Genomic DNA, 21983 nt, shown 5'->3' on the forward strand with positions numbered 1-21983 from the left:
AAAAATAGAGGTGAGTCATTTGTTAGAACAATTGAAAGAAGCCGTCTTCCAAGCCAATTTAGCTCTGCCAAAACAGGGCTTGATCAAATACACTTGGGGCAATGTGTCTGCCGTTGACCGCAGCCAGCAGCTATTTGTGATCAAACCTAGTGGGGTTGATTATGAAACGATGCAAGCTAGTGATATGGTGGTCTGCGATTTTGAGGGGAACGTTGTTGAAGGAAAGATGAATCCTTCTTCTGATACCCCTACTCACGCTGTATTGTATCGAGCGTTTCCAGAAATTGGCGGCATCGTCCATACCCACTCCACTTGGGCAACAAGTTGGGCACAGGCAGGAGTTGATTTGCCGGCAATGGGCACGACCCACGCTGACACCTTTTATGGCAGTGTCCCTTGTGCGCGCTTTTTGACACAGGAAGAAATTGACCGTGGTTATGAAGCAGAGACTGGAAACGTGATTGTTGAAACTTTCCAGGAACGCGGTATCCAACCTTTAGAGATTCCCGGCGTCTTGCTGCAGGGACATGGTCCATTCACTTGGGGCAAAGATGCTCAAAGTGCAGTCATGAACGCAGTCGTTTTAGAAGAAGTAGCAAAGATGAACGTTGTGACGCGTCAGATCAATAGTTATGCACCGGAACTGCCGCAGCGCATCCTTGACAAGCATTATCTACGAAAACATGGCAAAGATGCCTACTATGGGCAAAAATAATCAAGAAGGAGCAGACAATATGTTAGCAATCAGTAAAAAAGAATTTTGGTTCGTTGTAGGATCTCAGCACTTATATGGGGAAGAAGCCTTGCAAGAAGTCCGCGATCATACAGCTGAAATGGTCAAACGCTTGAATGACAGTGGAAATCTGCCTTATCCAGTCGTTTTACAAGAATTGGCAGTCACTGCGGACACGATTACAAAGATCATGAAGGAAGTCAATTATCGGGATGAAGTAGCTGGTGTCATTACTTGGATGCATACCTTCTCACCAGCAAAAATGTGGATCCGGGGAACGAAACTGCTGCAAAAACCATTGCTTCATTTGGCGACTCAATACAATGAACGCATTCCTTGGGAGACCATCGATATGGACTTTATGAATTTGAATCAGGCAGCCCATGGGGATCGCGAATATGGTTTTATCAATGCGCGTTTGCAGAAACAAAACAAAATCGTTGTCGGTTATTGGAAAAAAGAGACGGTCCAAAAAGAAATCGCAGCTTGGATGGATGTGGCGGTTGCTTACAATGAAAGTTTTGCTATCAAAGTCGCTCGTTTCGGCGACAACATGCGCAATGTTGGGGTAACAGAAGGGGACAAAGTCGAAGCACAAATCCAATTTGGTTGGACCGTGGATTACTTTGGCATTGGTGATCTTGTTCAAGTAATCGATGCTGTGACCGATGAAGAGATCAATGACTTGTTTGAAGAATACCGTAATTTGTATGAGTTTGATCAGGGAGATTATGAAGCCGCAATCTGGGAAGCACATGTGAAAGTACAGGCCAAACAAGAAATCGGCATCCGCCGTTTCTTAGAAGCAGGAGGCTATAGTGCGTTTACGACCAACTTTGAAGATCTTTATGGCATGCAACAGCTACCAGGATTAGCTGTACAGCGACTCATGGCGGAAGGATACGGATTTGCTGGTGAAGGTGACTGGAAAACAGCAGCCATCGATCGTCTTATGAAGATCATGGCACATAATAAAGCAACCGGTTTTATGGAAGACTATACCTATGAGTTGACCGAAGGCAAAGAAGCCATCTTGCAGTCGCATATGATGGAAGTGGATCCAGTATTGGCTGTCAATAAACCAAAAATCGTCGTTTCGCCGCTATCAATGGGGGATCGAGAAGACCCAGCACGATTAGTCTTTGACGGACAAGGTGGCGCAGGAGTAGTTGTATCTATGGCCGACTTTGGCACTCACTATAAATTATTGATCAATGAAGTCGATGCTTTTGAGCCAACAGAAGCCGCACCTAAATTGCCGGTGGCTCGCGTGATGTGGACGCCTCGTCCCGACTTTCATCAAGGAGTCAAACAATGGATCGAAACGGGAGGCGGACATCATACGGTTGTTTCATTAGCGTTGACGTCAGATCAAATCGAGACGTGGGCAAAACTCGTTGGTTTGGACTATGTGACGATCAAGTAGCTATTAAAAAAGTAGACAAGACAACAGAAAAGAGCCAACACTGACAAGACCAAACCCTCTCATACTGAAACATATTGGGAGGAACTCTGGTCTTGTTTTTTCTTGTGCTGAAGCAGACAAATCATAAGAGAGATGCAAGGTGTACAATCAGCAAAATTGACTTTTAAAATCGAGACGCATAGACTTTTAATTAAGAGAAAGCAAGGAGGAGTAGTATGGAGACAACATTTGATACCCAAGAGTATTTTGACAAAATGAATGCTTGGTGGCGGGCAGCCAACTATCTTTCTGTCGGACAAATCTATTTGAAAGACAATCCACTGTTACGGCGGCCCATTGAAGAAAAAGATCTGAAAGTCAATCCGATTGGTCACTGGGGCACCATTGCTGGTCAGAATTTTATCTACACCCACTTGAATCGTGTCATCAATAAATATGATTTGAATATGTTCTACATTGAAGGACCTGGTCATGGAGGTCAGGTGATGGTTTCGAATGCCTATCTGGATGGAAGTTATACGGAAATCTATCCAGAAGTAACCCAAGATGAGGCCGGGATGCAGCATCTTTTCAAAATTTTTTCCTTCCCAGGAGGAATTGCTTCCCATGCGGCACCAGAAACACCAGGATCGATCCATGAAGGGGGCGAACTAGGTTATTCCATCGCGCATGGAACAGGAGCTGTCCTTGATAATCCTGATGTGATCGCTGCTGTTGTGGTTGGAGATGGCGAAGCTGAAACCGGTCCGTTAGCGGGCAGCTGGTTTTCTAATACATTTATCAATCCGGTAAATGATGGGGCTGTTCTGCCGATCTTACATCTGAACGGTGCTAAAATCTCTAATCCAACGATTCTGGCTCGCAAATCGGATGAAGACCTAACCAAGTATTTTGAAGGAATGGGTTGGACACCTTATTTTGTTGAGGGAGATGATCCTGCTACTGTTCATCCGCAAATGGCGAGAGCATTGGACCGCGCCGTTGAGCAGATCAAAGCGATTCAAACCAAAGCTCGTCAAGGAAAAGCTGATGAAGCAGTCATGCCCCACTGGCCTGTTCTGATCGTGCGCACACCTAAAGGATGGACAGGACCAAAAATTTGGGAGGGAGAGCCGATTGAAGGCGGTTTTCGCGCCCACCAAGTACCTATCCCAGTCAATGCGCATCAGATGGAGCACGTGGATGCACTAATCGATTGGCTGAAATCGTATAAGCCAGAAGAACTCTTTGATGAATCTGGCCGCATCAAGGCTGAGATTCAAGAACTCGCGCCGAAAGGACAGCAACGGATGGCAATGAATCCCATCACTAACGGGGGAATCGATCCTCAACCGTTGAAAATCACCGATTGGCGACAGCATGCGATCGATATTGGTGTTCCTGGCTCAACCACTGCTCAAGACATGATGGAGTTCGGAAAGTTTGCTCGGGATTTGATTGTTGAAAACCCGACTAATTTTAGAATCTTTGGTCCGGATGAAGCCAAATCCAATCGTTTGAACCATGTTTTTGAAGTGACAAATCGCCAATGGTTAGAACCAAAACAGCCAAACTATGATGAATGGCTAAGTGCTACCGGACGGGTGATTGATTCCCAATTATCGGAGCATCAAGCAGAAGGCTTCCTAGAAGGCTACGTCTTAACTGGGCGTCATGGCTTTTTTGCTAGCTATGAATCTTTCTTGCGAGTGGTTGATTCCATGATCACTCAGCACTTTAAGTGGACGCGTAAATCGAAAGAATTGCCTTGGCGCCATGCCTATCCGTCATTGAATTTGATTGCTTCCTCAACCGTATTCCAGCAAGACCATAATGGGTATACCCATCAAGACCCAGGGATCATGACACATATCGCTGAGAAAAAAGCGGAATTCGTACGGGTCTATCTACCAGCAGATGCCAATAGCTTGATGGCTGTAATGGCAGAAACATTCCAAACTGAAGAACAGATCAATCTGATTGTTTCTTCGAAACATCCTCGGCCGCAGTTTTATACGGCAGAAGAAGCGGAGATATTGGTAAAAGACGGCTTAAAGATCATTGATTGGGCTTCAACAGACCAAGGAGAACCTGATTTGGTGATCGCTGCAGCAGGGACAGAGCCAAATTTAGAAGCTCTCGCTGCTGTAAGCCTGCTGAATGAGGCGTTTCCAGAGTTGAAAATCCGCTTTATCAATGTTGTTGATTTATTGAAAATACGTCATCCGGATGTCGATCCTCGTGGATTGACAGATGAAGAATTTGAGGCTTACTTTACTAAGGACAAGCCAATCATTTTTGCTTTCCATGGCTATGAAGGACTGATTCGGGACATTTTCTTCGGCCGCAAGAATCAGCGTCTGCATATTCATGGCTATCGTGAAAATGGCGATATCACCACACCATTTGACATGCGGATCTTATCTGAACTTGATCGCTTCCATTTAGCGAAAGACGGCGCTGAGTGGGTCTATGGCGAACAAGCTGCCGACTTTGCGCAACGAATGACAGAGACGGTTGCCTATCACCATGACTTTATCCGTGAGAATGGCTATGACATTGCTGAAGTCCAAGATTGGCAATGGAAACCATTGAAATAGAAGACGAATCAAACAAAAAACTGTCCAGCAACGATCAAGAGATCTGTTGTTGGACAGTTTTTTTTAAACAGAAGTCAAAATGCGATAAATTCCAATGAAGAAAGCTTTGATGCCTCGAAAGAAGCGGTTCTTATCGGTCAATTCATGATAGACTTCGGCGATCGTGCGACGGGTCAATAAATAGAAGAGAAATCCAATCAAAAATGTGAAAAGGAAAAAGAAAAACAACAGTCGCATAAATCATCACCTAAATTCTTACTCATTATTTCTTTATCTTAACAAAAAAAGCAAGGATAGGCGAAGCGATTTGATTTGGAACTGTAGATAAGGTTGGAGTAAAAAGCAAATCAACTATTTCACTGTCTGGAGAAATAGTTGATTAAGAGAAAGCTGCGATGAATAGTAATATATTCAGAGAATGTAAAATAATCTATCTGTCTCAAAAACCTTCGTTTTTGGGACAACACGAAAATAGACATCCGAAAACTTCGAATGTCTTACAAAACTTGAATTATAGATTTTTGTCGAAAAAATGTCTAAATGAGAAACTATTATCTAAAAAACGAAGATTTTTGGCACTAGAAGAAGGTACATGCATACAGAAAGCCTCAGAAAATCCATTTGTCGAAGTTGAGGGTTGGGAACAACTTTTTAAAGAAAATTCTTTAGATCGAACCTTATTGAAAGCTTGAAAGCGAATCAGCAGGTAAAGCGCATGGTTTGATTAACAAAACACCTTTAGCACAGAGACAATACAAAACATGTAGGTAATAACATCCATTGATGATAATCGGAATATGGATACTAAAGAGAAAGACTAAAAGAGAAAGGATGACTTGGTATGGGAAAGTGTAGCAGGATACTATTGTTGGGAGGCTTGTTGTTAAATCAAGCGCCATGGACAATGGTTGTTAGCGCTGATTCAGTGACTGAAGATACTGTTTCTATACAGGATATAGTAGAGAGCACGATCGCTGTGGAACAAGAAGAAACTTTAATGTCTCGTGATAGTAAGGATGAACACATTCATTCAACGAAAGATAATGATGGAAGGAATACAGAGCCCAGTGAACTTAGTCAATCAGATAGTTCAGAACCTGTCGAACTGAACGAATCGACTTCTTCTTCAAGTGAGAATGAAGTTAGAAGTCAAAATGAAACAGATGTAATAGAGAATCAAACTACTGAAGATCCTACTGAAAATATGGCCTCGGGAACTTATGGTACTTCAGATTGGTATATCACTTATGACGGAGTTCTCCATATCGGATCTGGAACATTCCGATCTACTTCTGAGATTAACCCTTGGTCCCGGTATAGGGTTAAAAAAATTGTGTTCGAGGGGAATGTTATTGCTGGTGAGGATTCTTCTTATTTATTTGGTAACTCCGGCGGTACGTGGACTGACCTTACTGAAATAGAAGGCTTGGACAAGCTGGATACTAGCCGAGTAACGAATATGTCTGGCATGTTTAATAATACTCGAGGGTTAACAAAGCTCGATGTATCCAACTTTGATACAAGTAACGTTACTAATATGTATGCGATGTTCAATGGACTGTTCGATTTGACTAGTTTGGACGTCTCCAATTTTGATACAAGAAATGTAACGAATATGTCTTTGATGTTCGCGAATGTGATTAATATCGATAAATTTGATTTAAGCAATTTTGATACGAGAAATGTTACGGACATGTCTTTGATGTTCGCAAACCTAAGAAGAAGTGATCTCGATACATTCAGTATGGATCTAAGCAATTTTGATACTAGCCAAGTAACGAATATGGATCGAATGTTTCAGGGCTTAAATAGAGTCTCTAGTCTGGATATATCAAGTTTCGATACCAGTAAGGTAACGAATATGTCTTCTATGTTTAGCGGTATGCAATCGTTGAAGATCATCAGATTAGGACAGTCATTTTCATTTCATACAAATGCAATGTTGCCTAGTCCAATTTCATCAGAAATTTATACAGGAAAATGGGTCAATGTTGGAACAGGATCAATAGATTTCCCGAATGGGCTAAATATTTGGTCGGCTTCCGAGTTAATGGCAAACTACAATGGAGAAACTGACTCCGATACGTATGTTTGGCAGCCCAATTTAATAGATGCAGCTCCTGTAACAGTCAAGTATCAGAATTCTGAAGGCGAACAGCTGAGTGAACCAACGGTTTTAAGTGGAAAAGTCGGTATGGTTTATGAAAGCAATCCGAAAGAGATCACGGGCTGGAACGTGGTCAAAATACCAGATAATGCAGTCGGTGTATTTACTGAAGAAGCACAAGAAGTGGTCTATGTTTATGAGCGTTCAGATGCGGCACCAGTCACAGTCAGATATAAAGATACAGACGGCAATGAGTTAAGCGACCCAACGATTTTGAATGGCAAAGTCGGATTGCCATATACCAGTGAAGCCAAAGAAATCTCAGGTTGGTATGTAGTAGAGACGCCAGATAATGCTTCCGGACTCTTTGGTGAAGAAGCGCAGGAAGTGGTCTACGTGTATGATCGCTCAGATGCGGCACCAGTTACGGTCCGATATGAAGATACAGACGGCAACGAATTAAGCGACCCAACGATTTTGAATGGCAAAGTCGGACTACCATATGCCAGTGAAGCCAAAGAAATCCCAGGTTGGTATGTAGTAGAGACGCCAGATAATGCCTCTGGAATTTTCAGCGAGGAAGCGCAAGAAGTGGTGTATATATACGATCGCAGCGATGCGGCACCAGTCACAGTCAGATATAAAGATACAGACGGTAACGAATTAAGCGACCCAACGATTCTAAGTGGGAAAGTCGGACTACCATATGCCAGTGAAGCCAAAGAAATCCCTGGTTGGTATGTAGTAGAGACACCAGATAATGCTTCCGGACTCTTTGGTGAAGAAGCGCAGGAAGTGGTCTACGTGTATGATCGCTCAGATGCGGCACCAGTTACGGTCCGATATGAAGATACAGACGGCAACGAATTAAGCGACCCAACGATTTTGAATGGCAAAGTCGGACTACCATATGCCAGTGAAGCCAAAGAAATCCCAGGTTGGTATGTAGTAGAGACGCCAGATAATGCTTCTGGAATTTTCAATGAGGAAGCGCAGGAAGTGGTGTATGTATACGAACGCAGTGATGCGGCACCAGTGACTGTGAAATACCAAGATAGTGAAGGGAATCAATTAACAGAGCCAACTGTCTTAAGTGGAAAAGTCGGGTTACCATATGCCAGTGAAGCCAAAGAGATTTCTGGTTGGTATGTAGTAGAGACGCCAGATAATGCCTATGGAATTTTCAGTGAGGCAGCGCAAGAAGTGGTCTACGTGTATGATCGCTCAGATGCGGCACCAGTTACGGTCCGATATGAAGATACAGACGGCAACGAATTAAGCGACCCAACGATTTTGAATGGCAAAGTCGGGTTACCATATGCCAGTGAAGCCAAAGAGATCCCAGGCTGGTATGTAGTAGAGATACCAGATAATGCTTCTGGAATTTTCAGCGAGGAAGCGCAGGAAGTGGTGTATGTCTATAGTGTTCTTCATAAAAATAATGAAAAAGAGAATGATTCTAGAGGGACTTTGCCAGCTACGGGAGAAGAAACGTTGGGACAATCAATGTTGGTGATTTTAGGAACCCTACTAATTCTCTTATCGTATAGAATCAGTAAACGAAAAAAGAACCTATCAAATTAAGTGTATTATTTATAGTAAGAACATGAATAAAGTGTCTGGATATCATTTTTTCTGGACACTTTATTTTTTTAGTATATATTTATTTATAATCATGTTTTTTGAGATACAAATTGAGGAAATTATACTAAGAATCGATGAGAAAATCTTTCATTAAGTCAAAATATGAAAGTAAAAGGTAGTGATTAAATTTAAGAAGGAGTGAGGGTGCATGAGTTATAGTTGGATCTATTATGGACGAAAGGTGCGAAGAGTCGCTTTGTTTTCGATTAAGCTGATTGACTTTTTTCTACTGTATCTTGCTATTGGTAAACAAATTTATCTATCGTTTGGGCTGTTTATTCTGTTCACTTTGTGTTGGGCGGTCGGTTCAGGAGTGGCATTGATTAGAAGAAAAGTTAGACAAGATGATATTAAAGATAGACAAAAATCAGAAGCCTATCTTCATCCAAACCATGATCGTCGAGAAAATCTTATGTTATTCGCATGCATAGTACTATTAGTAGTCGAGCTATATATTGTCTCCTTGCCTGTTCCGTTATAGTCATGAAAAGACTGATTTTTTGCCCAATTTGCCCAATAGTTTTTAGTGGTTAGTTCTTTGTAACGTTCAAAAAAAGAATCGTATATAGTTTCTGGAGAACACAAATGAATAAAAAGGATCCTGTCTTTTTTATTTAAATATCCTTGTTTTATTTTAACTGTTGGTGTAAGTTTTTTTATGAGTATACAATGGCTATAATTTATTTGATTTAAATTGTGGTAAGCACATTGATTTTGAAGTGTCCCGTATTCGTAGCAGTTGAATGAAATACCATGTTAGTAGCGGTTTTTTCTTCAGCTGCTTACTATTTCAAGTACTATTATTTAGATATATTCATTACGTACATAAATTGAGAAGAGGTAAAAAAATGAAAAAGTGCATTGTAGTATGTGAAATAGTCAAACGTTAACACACCAAAAGGAGAAGAATATTATGACTACTTCACGAAATAAAATTTACCCAAGAACCAATGATACACAAACGATCTATCTAAAGAATGCCATCACTAACCCAAATATTAGCGTTGGAGAATACACGATTTATAATGATTTTGTAAATGATCCACGCGAGTTTGAAAGGAATAATGTGCTGTATCAATACCCAATCAATCATGACAAATTGATTATTGGCAAATTTTGTTCCATTGCTTGTGGATCAAAGTTTCTGTTTAATGCTGCAAACCACTCATTATCAAGCGTTCCAAGTATACATTTCCGCTATTTTTTGAAGAGTGGGGTCTTGATAAAGCCGATGTGGCTGCTGCATGGGACAATAAAGGCGATATTGTGATTGGCAATGATGTCTGGATCGGGTATGAGTCACTGATCCTGGCAGGCGTAACGATTGGAGACGGCGCCATTATAGGTACTAGAGCTGTAGTCACGAAAGATGTACCGCCATATACCATTGTAGGAGGCGTTCCTGCGAAACCAATCAGAAAAAGATTTAATGATGAAACGATTCAGTATTTACAAAAGGTCCGTTGGTGGGACTGGCCGGAAGAAAAAATAAAAGCGAACCTTGGGCATCTCATGTCTGGGTCCGTTAGTCAATTATCAAAGAAATGAGTAATAGAACTTTAACCAATGTATCTAGAGAATTTCTTACTGATGATACGAGGATACTCAGATAATTCGTTAATAAGTTATCCTAAAACTGTTTTATGAACATCAAAGTGTATTCATTAGCTTTGATTTTTTTTTGTATAAAAGCCTAATTTTCAGTTCAAACAATAAAGTACCTAAGAAATAACAGCTTTCTGGACACTTCATTTTTGTTTTGTATTTGAATGTTTGCTAGTTTGACTGTATCATCTAGTCATTCAATTTTTCTTTAGTAAAAATCACTTTTATGTTAAAAAATGGCACTTGTATCATACAGTAATGTTCTAGATGAAAATCCTATAGAATATATCTTTTTTCATATTCAATCATTGAAAAGTTACTGATTAAGACACTGGATTGTAACGCAGCATTGAAGGAAGTTGATTATGCAGATCAATAGGAGGAGAAAGAGAAAGGACACTTATGAGACAAAATGAAATAGGCTGGCTATTTAAGTAGAAATTTAAATAATTATCAAAAAAATCAAAAACATTATGGATTAATGCACAATCAATGATATTAGAAGGTAGAAGAGGTATAATTTATTTAAAGTAAGAGGTTAAGAGGTGAGGGCATGTATAAGTTTCTTTTAACTAAATTAGATCAAGATGTCTATGAAGTATTTGCTTATTTTTTTGAAAATGCTGAGGAATATGAAAGTATAAGCGACTTGGCAAATAAATTAAGTGTTTCGAAAAGAAGAATTGTTTTAGTTATTGACCGTGCACTGGATTTGAGAGAACGGTATCCCTTTTATGATATCGAAATAATTGACGGAAGAACCATTTCACTTCGATTTGCCTCAAATTTTTTACTTTCTAAGTTATATTCTGTCATGTTAGAAGAAAGCATGCCTTTTCAAATATTGGACCGATTATTCAGAGAGAAATATTTATCCTTGGAGAATACAGCGCAACAGCATTTTGTGAGTAATCGCACGGTTCAAAGAAAACTCAAGGAGATCATGGATATCCTTGAAAATTATAATATTTCGTTGAATTTAAAGAGGAAGCCGTTATTTGTAGGAGAAGAATATCGTATTAGGCATTTTTTTCATATCATGTATTGGCAAATTTTGGATGGCTCAAATGTACGTTATTTTGGCCTGACTCAAAAAAGTATTACTGGTTTCAAAGAAAGACTCGCGATGTATCCAAGTTGTTACCGAGGAATCGATCAAGAAAAGTTTATCCAATTACTGGCTTTAAGTCTCTATCGTTTAAAGAGAGGATTTGCTTTGAAAGAAATTCCACCGGGAATGACAGAAACATGCCATCTCACTATTCCTTTTGAGCAATTCAAAAAGGAGCTTATAATGCCCCTCTTAAGAGATAATTATTTGTTAAATGAAACTTCAGAAAATGAGTATATCTTCTTGTATTATATGTTTTCAGTAATGACCACCTATTTACCTGATGAGATCCCTACAGAGTTGACGATGACAAATCATTTTTCAGAAGAGAGCTTACAAGCCGCTAAACTTTTTTCGGAAACAGCGAAACAAGCTTTTCTTGTTCCTGATAGTGCTACAACGTATCTTTTTGTCAATGCATTGAACATCCATTCAACCTCTCTCATGTTTGCTTCTAAAAATAAGATTGATGCTTTTGGAAAAACAACAACAGACAAAGATTATCGAAGAGTATTCCCTAAACTATTTCCACTGGTTCAAGAGATGTACCAATCGTTATCAGAACAATCATCGATTTTTAGTACGCTGTATGTCTCAAATAACCGCCTGCTTTTTCAGTACAGTATGCTTCTTTCGATTGTAGCTAGAATTGATCGGTCAACTGTGCGGGTTTTTCATGAATCAAAATTTGGAAAAATTCAGGAAATTAGGCAAAAAGAGCGATTAAAACGATGGTTTGGATATACTCTTTCTTTTGTATCAGAAAAGCCGGATTTTGTCGTGATGGATTATCCTGTCGATCGTCAATACTTTATTAATCAAAATCGCGAAGTACGTTTCTTTAGATGGAATAGTTTCCCCACCGGAGATCGCTGGCTTGAATTAGTCGAGGCGATCGAAAAGTTCCAAAATGAGTCTATTAATGAGTCTATTCAAGAAACAGGGACAGATACCTCACTATAGAATCATTACAGATAACGTTAGATATCCGTATCTGCTAGTGACGATCTTTTTCGAATTGGCAGTATCAACAGCTAAGGTGTGAACTTGACTAAATCAAATGTTCAAGATCAACAAGCGAATACTTAGCAGACCCAAAACACGTGGCTGCAAGTATGACTGCTTATCCATTTTTATGACTGCAATATAAGTGACAGTGAAAACAACTCTAAACGATATTTTTGATGCAATGCTGCGCAAGTGGGCAAGTCCTTTTATCGTTGAGACAGTTGATTTGCTCAAACGCTTGTATTGCGGTTTTTTTGTCTTTTCTCTAAGTGAATGATTAGGAATAAAAAGAGATCTTCCATGTTCAAAATCTTTTCGCATAATCCGTTGAAATACTGATATGAATGTGATTATTTTCTTTTTTGTCATAATTTCCAAAGGATTTTAATTATTTTTTTTAAACAGGACGAATCTTGTCTTTTTTAGAGCAGATGTTGTCGTGTTCGCTACTCAGAGCCATGTGATAATACATACTTAAGGAATGAGGACAACAGGAGTATTAAAATATGTCTGAAGTAGTTGTCAGTTGACAGCTTTTTTGCATTGGATAGAACGAGACTGTGTTCATTCACTTAGATAGAAAGAAGGAAAAATAATGAGAAGATCGAAGAAGCAAGAAATCGTATCACGTATTCTTGTCAGTTCCTCTGTATTTATATTAGGCAGCCCGATTTTTACACAAGCACTTTTTAGTATTCCTGCATCAGCTGCATCAATTAGCACTACAGCAGCAGAAGAAACAATGCTTACTGCGGGGGAGTTGTTGCCTGAACAGCAAGAAGTAGAAAAAGTAGTCGAGGAAACTGTAGGAACAGAGTCAGAAGCAATAGAATCTGAAGAGCAAGCGACAGCAGAAGAATTTGCAGCAACTAAAACGGAATCTGAAGAAGATGCAGAGAAAAATAGTTCAGAAGCGTCGACAGACAGTACAGCAGCAACTGAAGAAAAGAAGGCTGCTCTTGCAGACAATATCCTTTGGAGTGGAATGTGGGGGACTGCTCCAGCAACCCTTGATATTGAGGGAGTTCTAACTGTAGGAGAAGGCACGCTTACTACAACGGTAGATCAAGTGATTCCAATAGCAGAAGTTTCATCAAACATGACTATTAGAAAAGTAGTTCTCACTGCCCCTGTTGTTCTTCCAGCAGATGTTCCTGGACTATTTGAAAGCACTGGCCATTATGGAAAAGTGCCTTCAGAGTTGGATGAAATCGTGAATCTACATTTGCTTGATACAAGTCAAGCCACAACAATGAACAGCATGTTTTATGGCTTTAGAGGGACTAGTTTAGATTTATCAAATTTTGATAGTACCAATGTAATCAAAGCCTTAGGGGCTGGAATGAATCAATTTCTAGCAAATGCACGATATCTAAAAGAAATACGACTAGGGGAAAAATTCAGCTTTGTCGGCTGGAACAATTGGCCAGGTAATGAGTACCCAGTTAATTTGACAAATCCAAGTGGAATGATTGGATTTAGTTCAAGCTATTATACCGGTTATTGGCAAAATGTTGGATCAGGTACGATAGACGCTCCTTATGGTGATCAGGTATTCCTGTCTAAGGAACTGGTATTGAATTATGATGGAGCGACTATGGCTGATACCTATGTATGGCAGCCAAGGTATATTGAAGGGGCACCAATCACAGTGAATTATATCGATGAAGAGGGGAAAGAATTACTTCCTCCAAGTATAATGACTGGTGGCAATATAGGCGATTCATATACGATTACTCCGAAAGATATCCCTGGATATATCTTGAAAGAAGTGCAAGGTGATGAGACAGGAATCGTTAGCAAAAATCCCCAAACAGTCACGTATGTTTACAGCCCTAAAATAGAAACGAGAGAGGAAAGTAAAATAATCGCACGGATAATCCATTATTTGTATGAAGACGGATCAGAAGCCGCGCCGGATCATGTGGATACAATAGAATTTATACGAACAGTCACCATTAATGAAGCAACCGGTGAAACCTCCTATGGTGATTGGGAAGCCAAAGACAATGACACCACTTTTGATGCGGTGGTCAGTCCAGAAATAGCCAACTACACGCCAGATAAAAAAGGTGTGGCAGAAATGGTTGACTTGACAGCAGAATCGAAAGACAGCGAAGTAACGGTTACTTACAAGGCAAACATGGTGGAATCAACCGAGACCAAAGAAGTGCAACAAACGATCCATTATCTGTATGAAGACGGTACAGAAGCCGCCCCAGACAAGGTGGATACAGTCACTTTCACCCGAACAGTCACCACCAATGAAGCCACAGAGGAAACAACGTATGGTGAGTGGCAAGCCAAAGACGATGACACAACCTTTGATGCGGTGACTAGTCCAGAAATTGAGCACTACACTGCAGATAAGCCAACTGTTGAAGAAGTCACTGGTTTAACGCCAGAGTCAAAAGACAGCGAAGTAGGCCAAGATGAGCAAATAAAGATCAATCGCTGTCTAGATATGCCAGTTTTTAAATACATTCGGCATAGTTATTTTTCAAAAAAATATATTTGTTCATCAGATGAAGCGACAATCGTCACCTATTTTATCTGCTTATTTTTAATTACAGTTGGTGGGATCCCCTATGAGGAAATTCGACTAGGATTATATACTAGCAAAAATCCCGTCTTTGAGATAACCGATGAAATAATGGCCGCGATCCAGTCGATTTATAAACTAAAGTCAAATTCAACCATTAAATCCAGTGTCTTTTCTCTCATCGCCCAAGTTTATTATTTTCATGGGGTCAATTATTCGATCGATAAAGTCACTTTGAATTATTACCATAACTTGTTTAACAATTCGTTTAGAAATCAGTTTGTCTTAGACATAATAGAAAATATTATTGAACCGACTAAATTGTTCAACCACACGAAATTAAAGTATTTGAAAAAAAGATTAGTGTTCTTAATTTACATGCTGTCTCCTAAAGAGGAGTATCAAGTGAGAATAGCGGTCTTAAATATGGGCTCTAGTATTTTGGCAGATGCCTCTATTTACTTATTAGAAAATGAGTTGAAAGGGAAACAAGACGTTGTTCTCCTACCCTATACAAGTGATGAACCATTTGATTTATTGATCTCTAATGCCTACCTTCCCGCATTAGGGAACAGTTACAGTCAGTTCTATCAAGTAACGGCAATCGGCGCAGATTTAGAGATAAAGAAAATTTTTACTATTATCGATCAAATAGCCTATTCCAAGTATCGTTCTTTTGTTATTAAGTAATAGTTACTGTAGAAGACGTAGGATGGATGCAGCGAATGCGAGAACTAAAGAAAGGCTTAGAGTAACGGTGATTGTAAAGTGTCGCGCTCTATAACTAATTTAATAGCAGAATATTTTGTTAACATAGAGTAAGAAGAATTTTTTAATCTGATGAAATTTTATTTTAGTAGGAAGTCAATGAGCCTCAAACAATAACCCTCAAATGTTCTTTGTCATTAGTAGTATGACAAAGAACATTTTACTAGGTTCAGTTCTTTTTCTAACAAGTTCAAGGAGGGACTCATAAAGACAAGCGAATAAAGGGATCGTTTTGTTTTTTGAGGGGTAAAGCATCTAAGTGAATCAGCTCGTCAAAAGAGTCTAGAAAATCAGGACTAGTTGAATGAGTAACTACGATAATTATCTTATCATTGAAAGAGTTGATCAAATCTTTGATAATCAGCTCATTTCCACTATCGAGCCCAGAAGTCGGTTCATCCAATAGAATGATATCGGAATTTTTAAAGACAGCGCGAGCGATTTCGATTCTCCTTAATTCCCCTCCTGAAAGAAAATTTATCCATTTGTTTTCTTGGTCTTCTAATAATTTCTCGTAGTTAAAGCGATTGGCCAAGCCACTCTTATTTAATGCATCAACAACTCTTTCAAGTTCAAAATCATTAAAAACAGAGAGATTAGAAGCAATACTGGTCTGAAAAATAGCGGTCTTTTGTTGGACAAGTGAGACTTTTTGATACAAGGAATCTCTAGAAATTTGATTCATCTCTTGTTCATTGATAAATAGTTGACGGTCACCGACAGAATAAATGCCTGCTAAAATATTCAATAGCGTGGATTTACCGCTGCCACTCGCACCTGTAATTGCATACTTTTTCCCTCTTTCAAATTGATAGCTTAATTCATTGATTAATGTACGGGTACCATAACTATAGCTTAAGTTAGCAATCGACAAAGTTGTGATGGGACTTTCAAGAATGATTGATCGAGTCATTTCATCATCATCTGTACTATCGATAAAAGATATAAGATCATCAGCGACTTTCTTACTGGATAAAATATCGGTAATCGAGGTGCTGAAATATTCCAATGGACCGGCAATCGTACTCATTAAGGTAGTCATAGCAATGAGGTTAGGAAGGGTTATTATTTTTGCTGCAACAAAAAAACCACCAATAATCCACGTTCCAGAGTAGGCAAGGTCGCCAAGACCAAAAGAAATCGCGTAGGTAAGTCCTTGTAACGATTCAAAATGAATATTTTGCTTTTTCAGTCGCTCGCTACTTTCAGAAAAACGTGTAGCATATTTCGGGAATCCTCTGCCTACTCTTAGTGTCAGATAGCCAGAAAGAAGTTGTTCAAATAAACTGAGTGTATGATCTTGTGCCTCGACCGCCGCTTTACGACGAGTTCCAAGAATTTTTTTGGCAAAATAAGGAGCTAACAAGGGGCTAAAGGCTAGCAATAGCATGACAATTGAAAAGGAAGCACTAAGTCTTAAAGAGAAAAGAAGTGAAAAAATAAAGGTAAAGATGCTTAAAACCAATCCAAATCCAGGTTTCAAAAATTCTTGCTCAATAACTTTTATTTCATTGGCTAGCTTTGAAAGGTAATAATTTTTTTCGCTTTTTAAAAACTTTTCTGGATCCATTCGGACTATCTTTTGCGAGAGGCCGACTCTCAGCTGATCCGTTATTGAGTGGACCAAGATAGATTTACTGCGTCTGGGGACAAAGTCGCTCATGGTGTTTAATAAGATATAAAAGAAGGCGAATAAGCCAACAACCATAAGCTTTTGTATATTTCCTGACATAGCAACTTCTGTGATAAGGCTATAAACAAGTGCAACGCCAACCTGAATAAGCGCAGCGATTGCGCAAATAATCACATGCGTAACAAGCAGTTTTTTATTTTTTAGTACTATCTTTTTCATTTTCTCCCTCCTTAAGTAAACTATAACATAGTGATTTGATACATATATAGTGCAAAAAGATACTATTTTTTTGATTGTGGAGCATCATGGTAGGCTTACCATACAATCAAAGAAGAGTTATGGAAAAAATTTAGGATTGGTGTTAAACCTTCAGTTGCTATACTAGATTTAAGTGCAGTAACATCTGTTATAGGGGGGAGCATCAGAAATAGAACAACATAATCGTACGTCATTACTTGATATTGAAGAAATGCATACAATATAGTTCGAAAAACAATAAATGTAATTTTTTGAAAGTGTTACGTTTGGATTAAAAGCAGATAGAACGATAACTAACGAATAAAGAAAAAGCTATCTAGTTTTATGCTCTTCATTCTCCCCGTTATGAATATTGATAAGATATCAAATAATCAGTGTTCTTATTAGTAGAGACCTATCTAGGCGCTTAGATCAATTATTACTTGCTTTATTTTAGATAGGACGAAAGATAAATAATACATAACGACACCTCTTCTCATATTCATAAGTATGAGAGGGGTGTCGTTATTGTTACAAGCAGAAAAACTGTTCAAATTCCGCCTAAATTTAGGGCGTTCAGAATTGTTTTTCTGATAACTGTAGTATTTCCGGAAACCATATCTTTAAAAGAAACAGCAATGCCTTGTTTTTTTATTTCTTCGCTTAGATAGTTTGAATCCATATCATTAAAAACAAGTAAATCTGCAGCAGGAATATCATTACTTGAAATATCATAACTAATAAATTGAGTCTCAATTTCTGCTGGTAAGAGTGTCTTGATTTTTTCTTGAAATGATTTTGCTTGTCTAAGATTCATTGTTGTGCTGTAACCGAATGGTGCCATACCCCGAACATTGATAGAAAAAATCCAACAGATTTTTTTCATTGCTAAAACTCCTTTTTAAAAAGTGTATCATCTAATAAAGGGTAACTCAATAAATTTTCAAATTCATCCTTTTATTTTTAGATTTGACGAGAGAGTCTTCCTTGGGTGTCTGATACAAACTCATTAATTTATAATAAAATTAGAAATGAGATAGTTGAATAATAGATATACTTGATAAATTTTTCTAAATGAAACTACTTTGGTGGACTTTATACATCTTCTTACAGTTCAAAGTTTTATAGTTAATGTTTACTTTGATTAAAACAGATTATAATATGATTAGAATAAGACGTCTTAGAACAGAGATCACAGGGAGTTTCTTTCTATCCTCTTTTTAACTAAAGTGTTAAAAAATAGTTTCAATAGAACGTGTTCAAAAAAGCTAAATCTTGAAAGCAGATTTATGAGTGATAAATAAATCTTTGGATATATTTCTTTTGTAATCGTTTACACTCAAGGGCGTTAGGGGTATATTTTAGATGTTGATATGACGTCATAACGACTTGCTAATTCATTATAGAAAGGGGATTTATCATGAAAAATGAAAGGTTAGCCCAGCAGATTCTAGAGTATCTAGGCGGAACAGAAAATATTGAGTCAATTACTCACTGTGCAACAAGATTACGCCCAAGTCTGAAGAAACGTGAGTTAGTTCAAAGTGAAAAAATAGAATTATTGGATGGTGTGACAGGAGTAGTCAATAAAGATTCCGGGTATCAAATAATTATTGGAACGAATGTAGGGGAAGTTTATGAAGACTTCTTAAAAGTATTGAATAGAGAAAATAATGAGACGACCAATGAAAAAAATTCTAAAGTCCAGACAAAAAAGAGCTTAATAAATGAGTTTGTTCAACTCGTAGTGAGTATTTTCTCGCCTTTATTACCTTTATTAGCCGGATCGGGTCTTCTTCGAGGATTTACAATTCTTGCAAATGAGGTCGGAATTTTATCTACGGATAGCTCGACAAATTTGATGTTGACACTTGCTGCAACATCTGTCTTCTACTTCTTACCGTTACTAGTTTCGGTAACTGCAGCAAACCGATTTAAAACGAGTCCTTATATTGCCATTGCAGTCGCTGGTGCATTGATTATGCCAGACTTTATTAATTTGATCCAAGGGGACGGGGGCAATACGATTTCTTTCTTTGGTTTACCAGTTCCAGTCTTTAACTACACTTCGCAGATTCTGCCCGCAATTTTTACAACATGGGTACAATCGAAAATGGAACATTTCATGAAAAAAACAATTCCGAATAGTTTGCATATGATTTTGATACCAACCGTTCTTTTGTTTGTGTTAGTGCCTGTAACTGCCAGTATTTTTGGTCCCTTAGGTAACTATATTAGTATTGGTATTGCTGGATTTGTAAATTATTTAGCAGGAATCAATCAGATTATTACAGGGGCAATTACAGGTGGCATTTGGAATATTTTGATCATGTTTGGTGTTCATTGGGCACCAAATACCATGGTTATTATTCCGGAAATCGCTAGCACAGGTCACTCACCATTCATTGCGTATGGCGCAACTGCAAACTTTGGGATGGCAGGAGCAGCATTTGCAGTTTTCTTACGATCAAAAAATACCAAATTAAGGAACTTTTCTTTGACTGCAATTACTTCTGTCTTTTTATCTGGAATTGTAGAGCCTGCTATTTACGGTCTAGGAGTAAAATTTAAAACACCGTTGATTGCTGGCTGTCTTGGTGCTGCAATGGGTGGAGCTTTTATGGGTGCATTTAATGTTATTGGTAACGCCTTTGTATTTGGAGGATTAACCACCATTCCAGCTTTTGCGGGTCCTACACTTTGGGCGTACATTGTGGGTTTGGTGATTGCATTTTTTGGTGGAATGATCCTAACAATCATTTTAGGTATAAAAGACCCAGAAGCTGAAATGAAATAAAGAATAAGAGAATGGAGATAGTTTATATGAGTTTACAAATAAAAATTCAAGGTACATTGGGGGCAGCAGCTATTGCAGATGCTATGGGAGCTGCAACAGAAAATCTTACTTTTGATCAAATTAGAACAAAGTTCAATGGCAAAGTTTCTACCTTTTTAAAACCAGAGGAAGGTGCTTTTGCATTAGGGAATGAAGCTGGACAAGTCACAGATGATTTTTCGCAAATTTATACGTTGTGTCACAGTATTATAGAAAATAAAGGAGTAATTGATTCTGAAACAGTGAAGACAGCCATCTTGAAATGGTCAGAAAATACATGGTACTTCGATCGATTTGCAGGTCCAACTACGCGAAGTGCGATTGCAATGTATAAAAATCCTGATCAAAAAATGGCGCCTTTACCGGGAGCTATGGCTGTAGACTATGCTTCAAAAGCTACGAACGGAGCTGCAATGAAAATCGCACCTGCAGGGATATTAAACCCAGGAGATATTGAAAAAGCTATTCAAGAAGCGTTGATTATAACGCAAGTAACTCATGATAATGCACTGGCTATTTCTGGAGCAGCTGCAGTTGCGGCAGCAGTGTCAGCCTCTTTGTGTGACCATGCAACTGTGGACCAATTAGTAGCAATAGGGATTTATGGCGCTTGTCGGGGAGAAGAATTAGGCAAAGTTTATTCCCGAGAAGTTGGCGGTCCCAGCGTTGTTGAACGCATGAAACTAGCGTATACTATAGTTAATGAATCTGGTATCCATGAAGAAAAACTACAGCGACTAGCTCAAATCATCGGTAGTGGGCTCCATATCTCAGAAGCAGTTCCGTGTGCGTTTGGAATTATCGCCCTAAACAAACAAGATCCTTTTAATGCGATCATAGATGCAGTGAATGTAGGATACGACACTGATACGATTGCGACAATTGTAGGATCCATGGTTGGGGCATTGATTGATCCAGATGATGAACGTTTTACGCCACTGTTTCGTGATGTTCAATCAGCGAATAGCTACGATTTAACTAGTTTGGCTGAATCTTTAGCAAATGTGGTGAATGAAAATGATAAGTCCAAAGGTAAAATATCTCTCGATTTATGAAGAGCTGAAAAAAGAAATCAATGAAGGAAAATATCCAGTTGGGCAACCTTTTTTGACTGAACCGGAACTTCAAGAAAAATACGGAGTAAGCCGTATTACAGTTCGTCATGCCTTGCAACTTTTAGTAGATGAAGGTTTTATCAAAAGAATTCATGGTGTAGGTACAATTGTACTCAGTACGAAAGAATTACTGCAATTACAAACCCTTCTAAGTTTTTCGGAAGAAAATAAACTGCAGTCCAATCATTCAGAGTTAATTTCTTTAAATACATCTTTGGAAGCAAATGAGGTGTTGTGTAGTAAGTTAGATTTGCCAAAAGGAGCGGAGGTCAGCAAACACGAACGCCTTCGCTACGTGGATGATCAATGTATTGGATTTCAACGAGTATATTGTCCATCATACATTGATCTAAAAGAAAAAGATCTTGCTGACAAACATGCATCACTTTATCAAATTATGCGTAGTCAAGGTTTTATAGTAACAACAGCACAAGAAACCATTGAGTCAGTTGTGTCTGATGAAGAACTCTCCAACTTATTAAAAATTGAAATGAATACACCACTTTTATATGTCGAGCGTCTGACTAAAGACCACAAAAATCGCTTAGTTGAATATGCTGAAATTTATTATCGTGGGGACCGCTATCGCTATCATGTTCAACTGAAAGTACCATAGAGGGAATACAAAGTTGTACTGAT

13 protein-coding genes and 1 pseudogene are annotated in these 21983 nt (G+C 38.6%); 11 read left to right on the forward strand and 3 right to left on the reverse strand.

What is annotated here, in order from left to right; all coding sequences use genetic code 11:
• The first annotated feature begins 19 nt into the window (after positions 1 to 19).
• The 3 genes from HED61_RS05085 (at position 20) to HED61_RS05095 (ending at position 4738) form a co-directional block, all read left to right on the forward strand.
• Positions 20 to 715 (forward strand): L-ribulose-5-phosphate 4-epimerase, encoded by a 696-nt coding sequence (locus tag HED61_RS05085; RefSeq protein WP_003128188.1) that lies wholly within the window; start codon positions 20 to 22, stop codon positions 713 to 715.
• A 19-nt stretch (positions 716 to 734) separates the two neighbouring features.
• Positions 735 to 2159: an L-arabinose isomerase gene (araA, locus tag HED61_RS05090; RefSeq protein ID WP_021150548.1), complete on the forward strand. Its 1425-nt coding sequence runs from the start codon at positions 735 to 737 to the stop codon at positions 2157 to 2159.
• Between the two features lie 215 nt (positions 2160 to 2374).
• A complete protein-coding gene (locus HED61_RS05095; protein ID WP_021150547.1) occupies positions 2375 to 4738 on the forward strand; it encodes a phosphoketolase family protein in 2364 nt (787 codons plus the stop codon).
• A gap of 63 nt (positions 4739 to 4801) precedes the next feature.
• Here the strand turns inward: HED61_RS05095 and HED61_RS05100 are convergent, their stop codons facing one another.
• Positions 4802 to 4975, reverse strand: coding sequence for a hypothetical protein (locus HED61_RS05100; protein ID WP_005470142.1), 174 nt, complete (start codon positions 4973 to 4975; stop codon positions 4802 to 4804).
• Between the two features lie 158 nt (positions 4976 to 5133).
• On the opposite strand from HED61_RS05100, the gene HED61_RS05105 reads away from it, so the two are divergent.
• From HED61_RS05105 to HED61_RS05125, 5 genes and pseudogenes are all read left to right on the forward strand, one after another.
• Positions 5134 to 5430: a hypothetical protein gene (locus HED61_RS05105; protein WP_005470143.1), complete on the forward strand. Its 297-nt coding sequence runs from the start codon at positions 5134 to 5136 to the stop codon at positions 5428 to 5430.
• Between the two features lie 149 nt (positions 5431 to 5579).
• A complete protein-coding gene (locus HED61_RS05110; protein ID WP_219645199.1) occupies positions 5580 to 8429 on the forward strand; it encodes a MucBP domain-containing protein in 2850 nt (949 codons plus the stop codon).
• Positions 8430 to 9402: 973 nt separating this feature from the next.
• Positions 9403 to 10037, forward strand: a pseudogene (locus HED61_RS05115) (CatB-related O-acetyltransferase).
• Between the two features lie 610 nt (positions 10038 to 10647).
• Entirely contained in the window at positions 10648 to 12168 is a 1521-nt protein-coding gene (locus HED61_RS05120) for a helix-turn-helix domain-containing protein (protein WP_170081388.1), read from the forward strand.
• A gap of 640 nt (positions 12169 to 12808) precedes the next feature.
• Entirely contained in the window at positions 12809 to 15445 is a 2637-nt protein-coding gene (locus HED61_RS05125) for a mucin-binding protein (RefSeq protein ID WP_086268965.1), read from the forward strand.
• Positions 15446 to 15725: 280 nt separating this feature from the next.
• On the opposite strand, the gene HED61_RS05130 is transcribed toward HED61_RS05125, so the two are convergent.
• Both HED61_RS05130 and HED61_RS05135 read right to left on the reverse strand, forming a co-directional pair.
• Entirely contained in the window at positions 15726 to 17375 is a 1650-nt protein-coding gene (locus tag HED61_RS05130) for an ATP-binding cassette domain-containing protein (protein WP_029486316.1), read from the reverse strand.
• Positions 17376 to 17943: 568 nt separating this feature from the next.
• The gene (locus HED61_RS05135; protein WP_003128211.1) at positions 17944 to 18279 is read right to left on the reverse strand and encodes a hypothetical protein; all 336 of its coding nucleotides are present in this window, start codon (positions 18277 to 18279) and stop codon (positions 17944 to 17946) included.
• Between the two features lie 534 nt (positions 18280 to 18813).
• On the opposite strand from HED61_RS05135, the gene HED61_RS05140 reads away from it, so the two are divergent.
• The 3 genes from HED61_RS05140 to HED61_RS05150 are packed head-to-tail and all read left to right on the forward strand — an operon-like array spanning position 18814 to position 21960.
• Positions 18814 to 20190 carry a PTS transporter subunit EIIC gene (locus HED61_RS05140; RefSeq protein ID WP_003128212.1) on the forward strand — a complete coding sequence of 459 codons (1377 nt, stop codon included), beginning with the start codon at positions 18814 to 18816 and terminating at the stop codon, positions 20188 to 20190.
• A gap of 26 nt (positions 20191 to 20216) precedes the next feature.
• Positions 20217 to 21284 (forward strand): ADP-ribosylglycohydrolase family protein, encoded by a 1068-nt coding sequence (locus HED61_RS05145; protein WP_219645198.1) that lies wholly within the window; start codon positions 20217 to 20219, stop codon positions 21282 to 21284.
• Positions 21241 to 21960, forward strand: coding sequence for a GntR family transcriptional regulator (locus tag HED61_RS05150; protein ID WP_227760792.1), 720 nt, complete (start codon positions 21241 to 21243; stop codon positions 21958 to 21960). The genes HED61_RS05145 and HED61_RS05150 overlap by 44 nt, the downstream gene beginning before the upstream one ends.
• Positions 21961 to 21983: the final 23 nt, after the last annotated feature.

This window comes from Enterococcus gallinarum, assembly GCF_021496385.1.
Lineage (GTDB): Bacteria > Bacillota > Bacilli > Lactobacillales > Enterococcaceae > Enterococcus_D > Enterococcus_D gallinarum.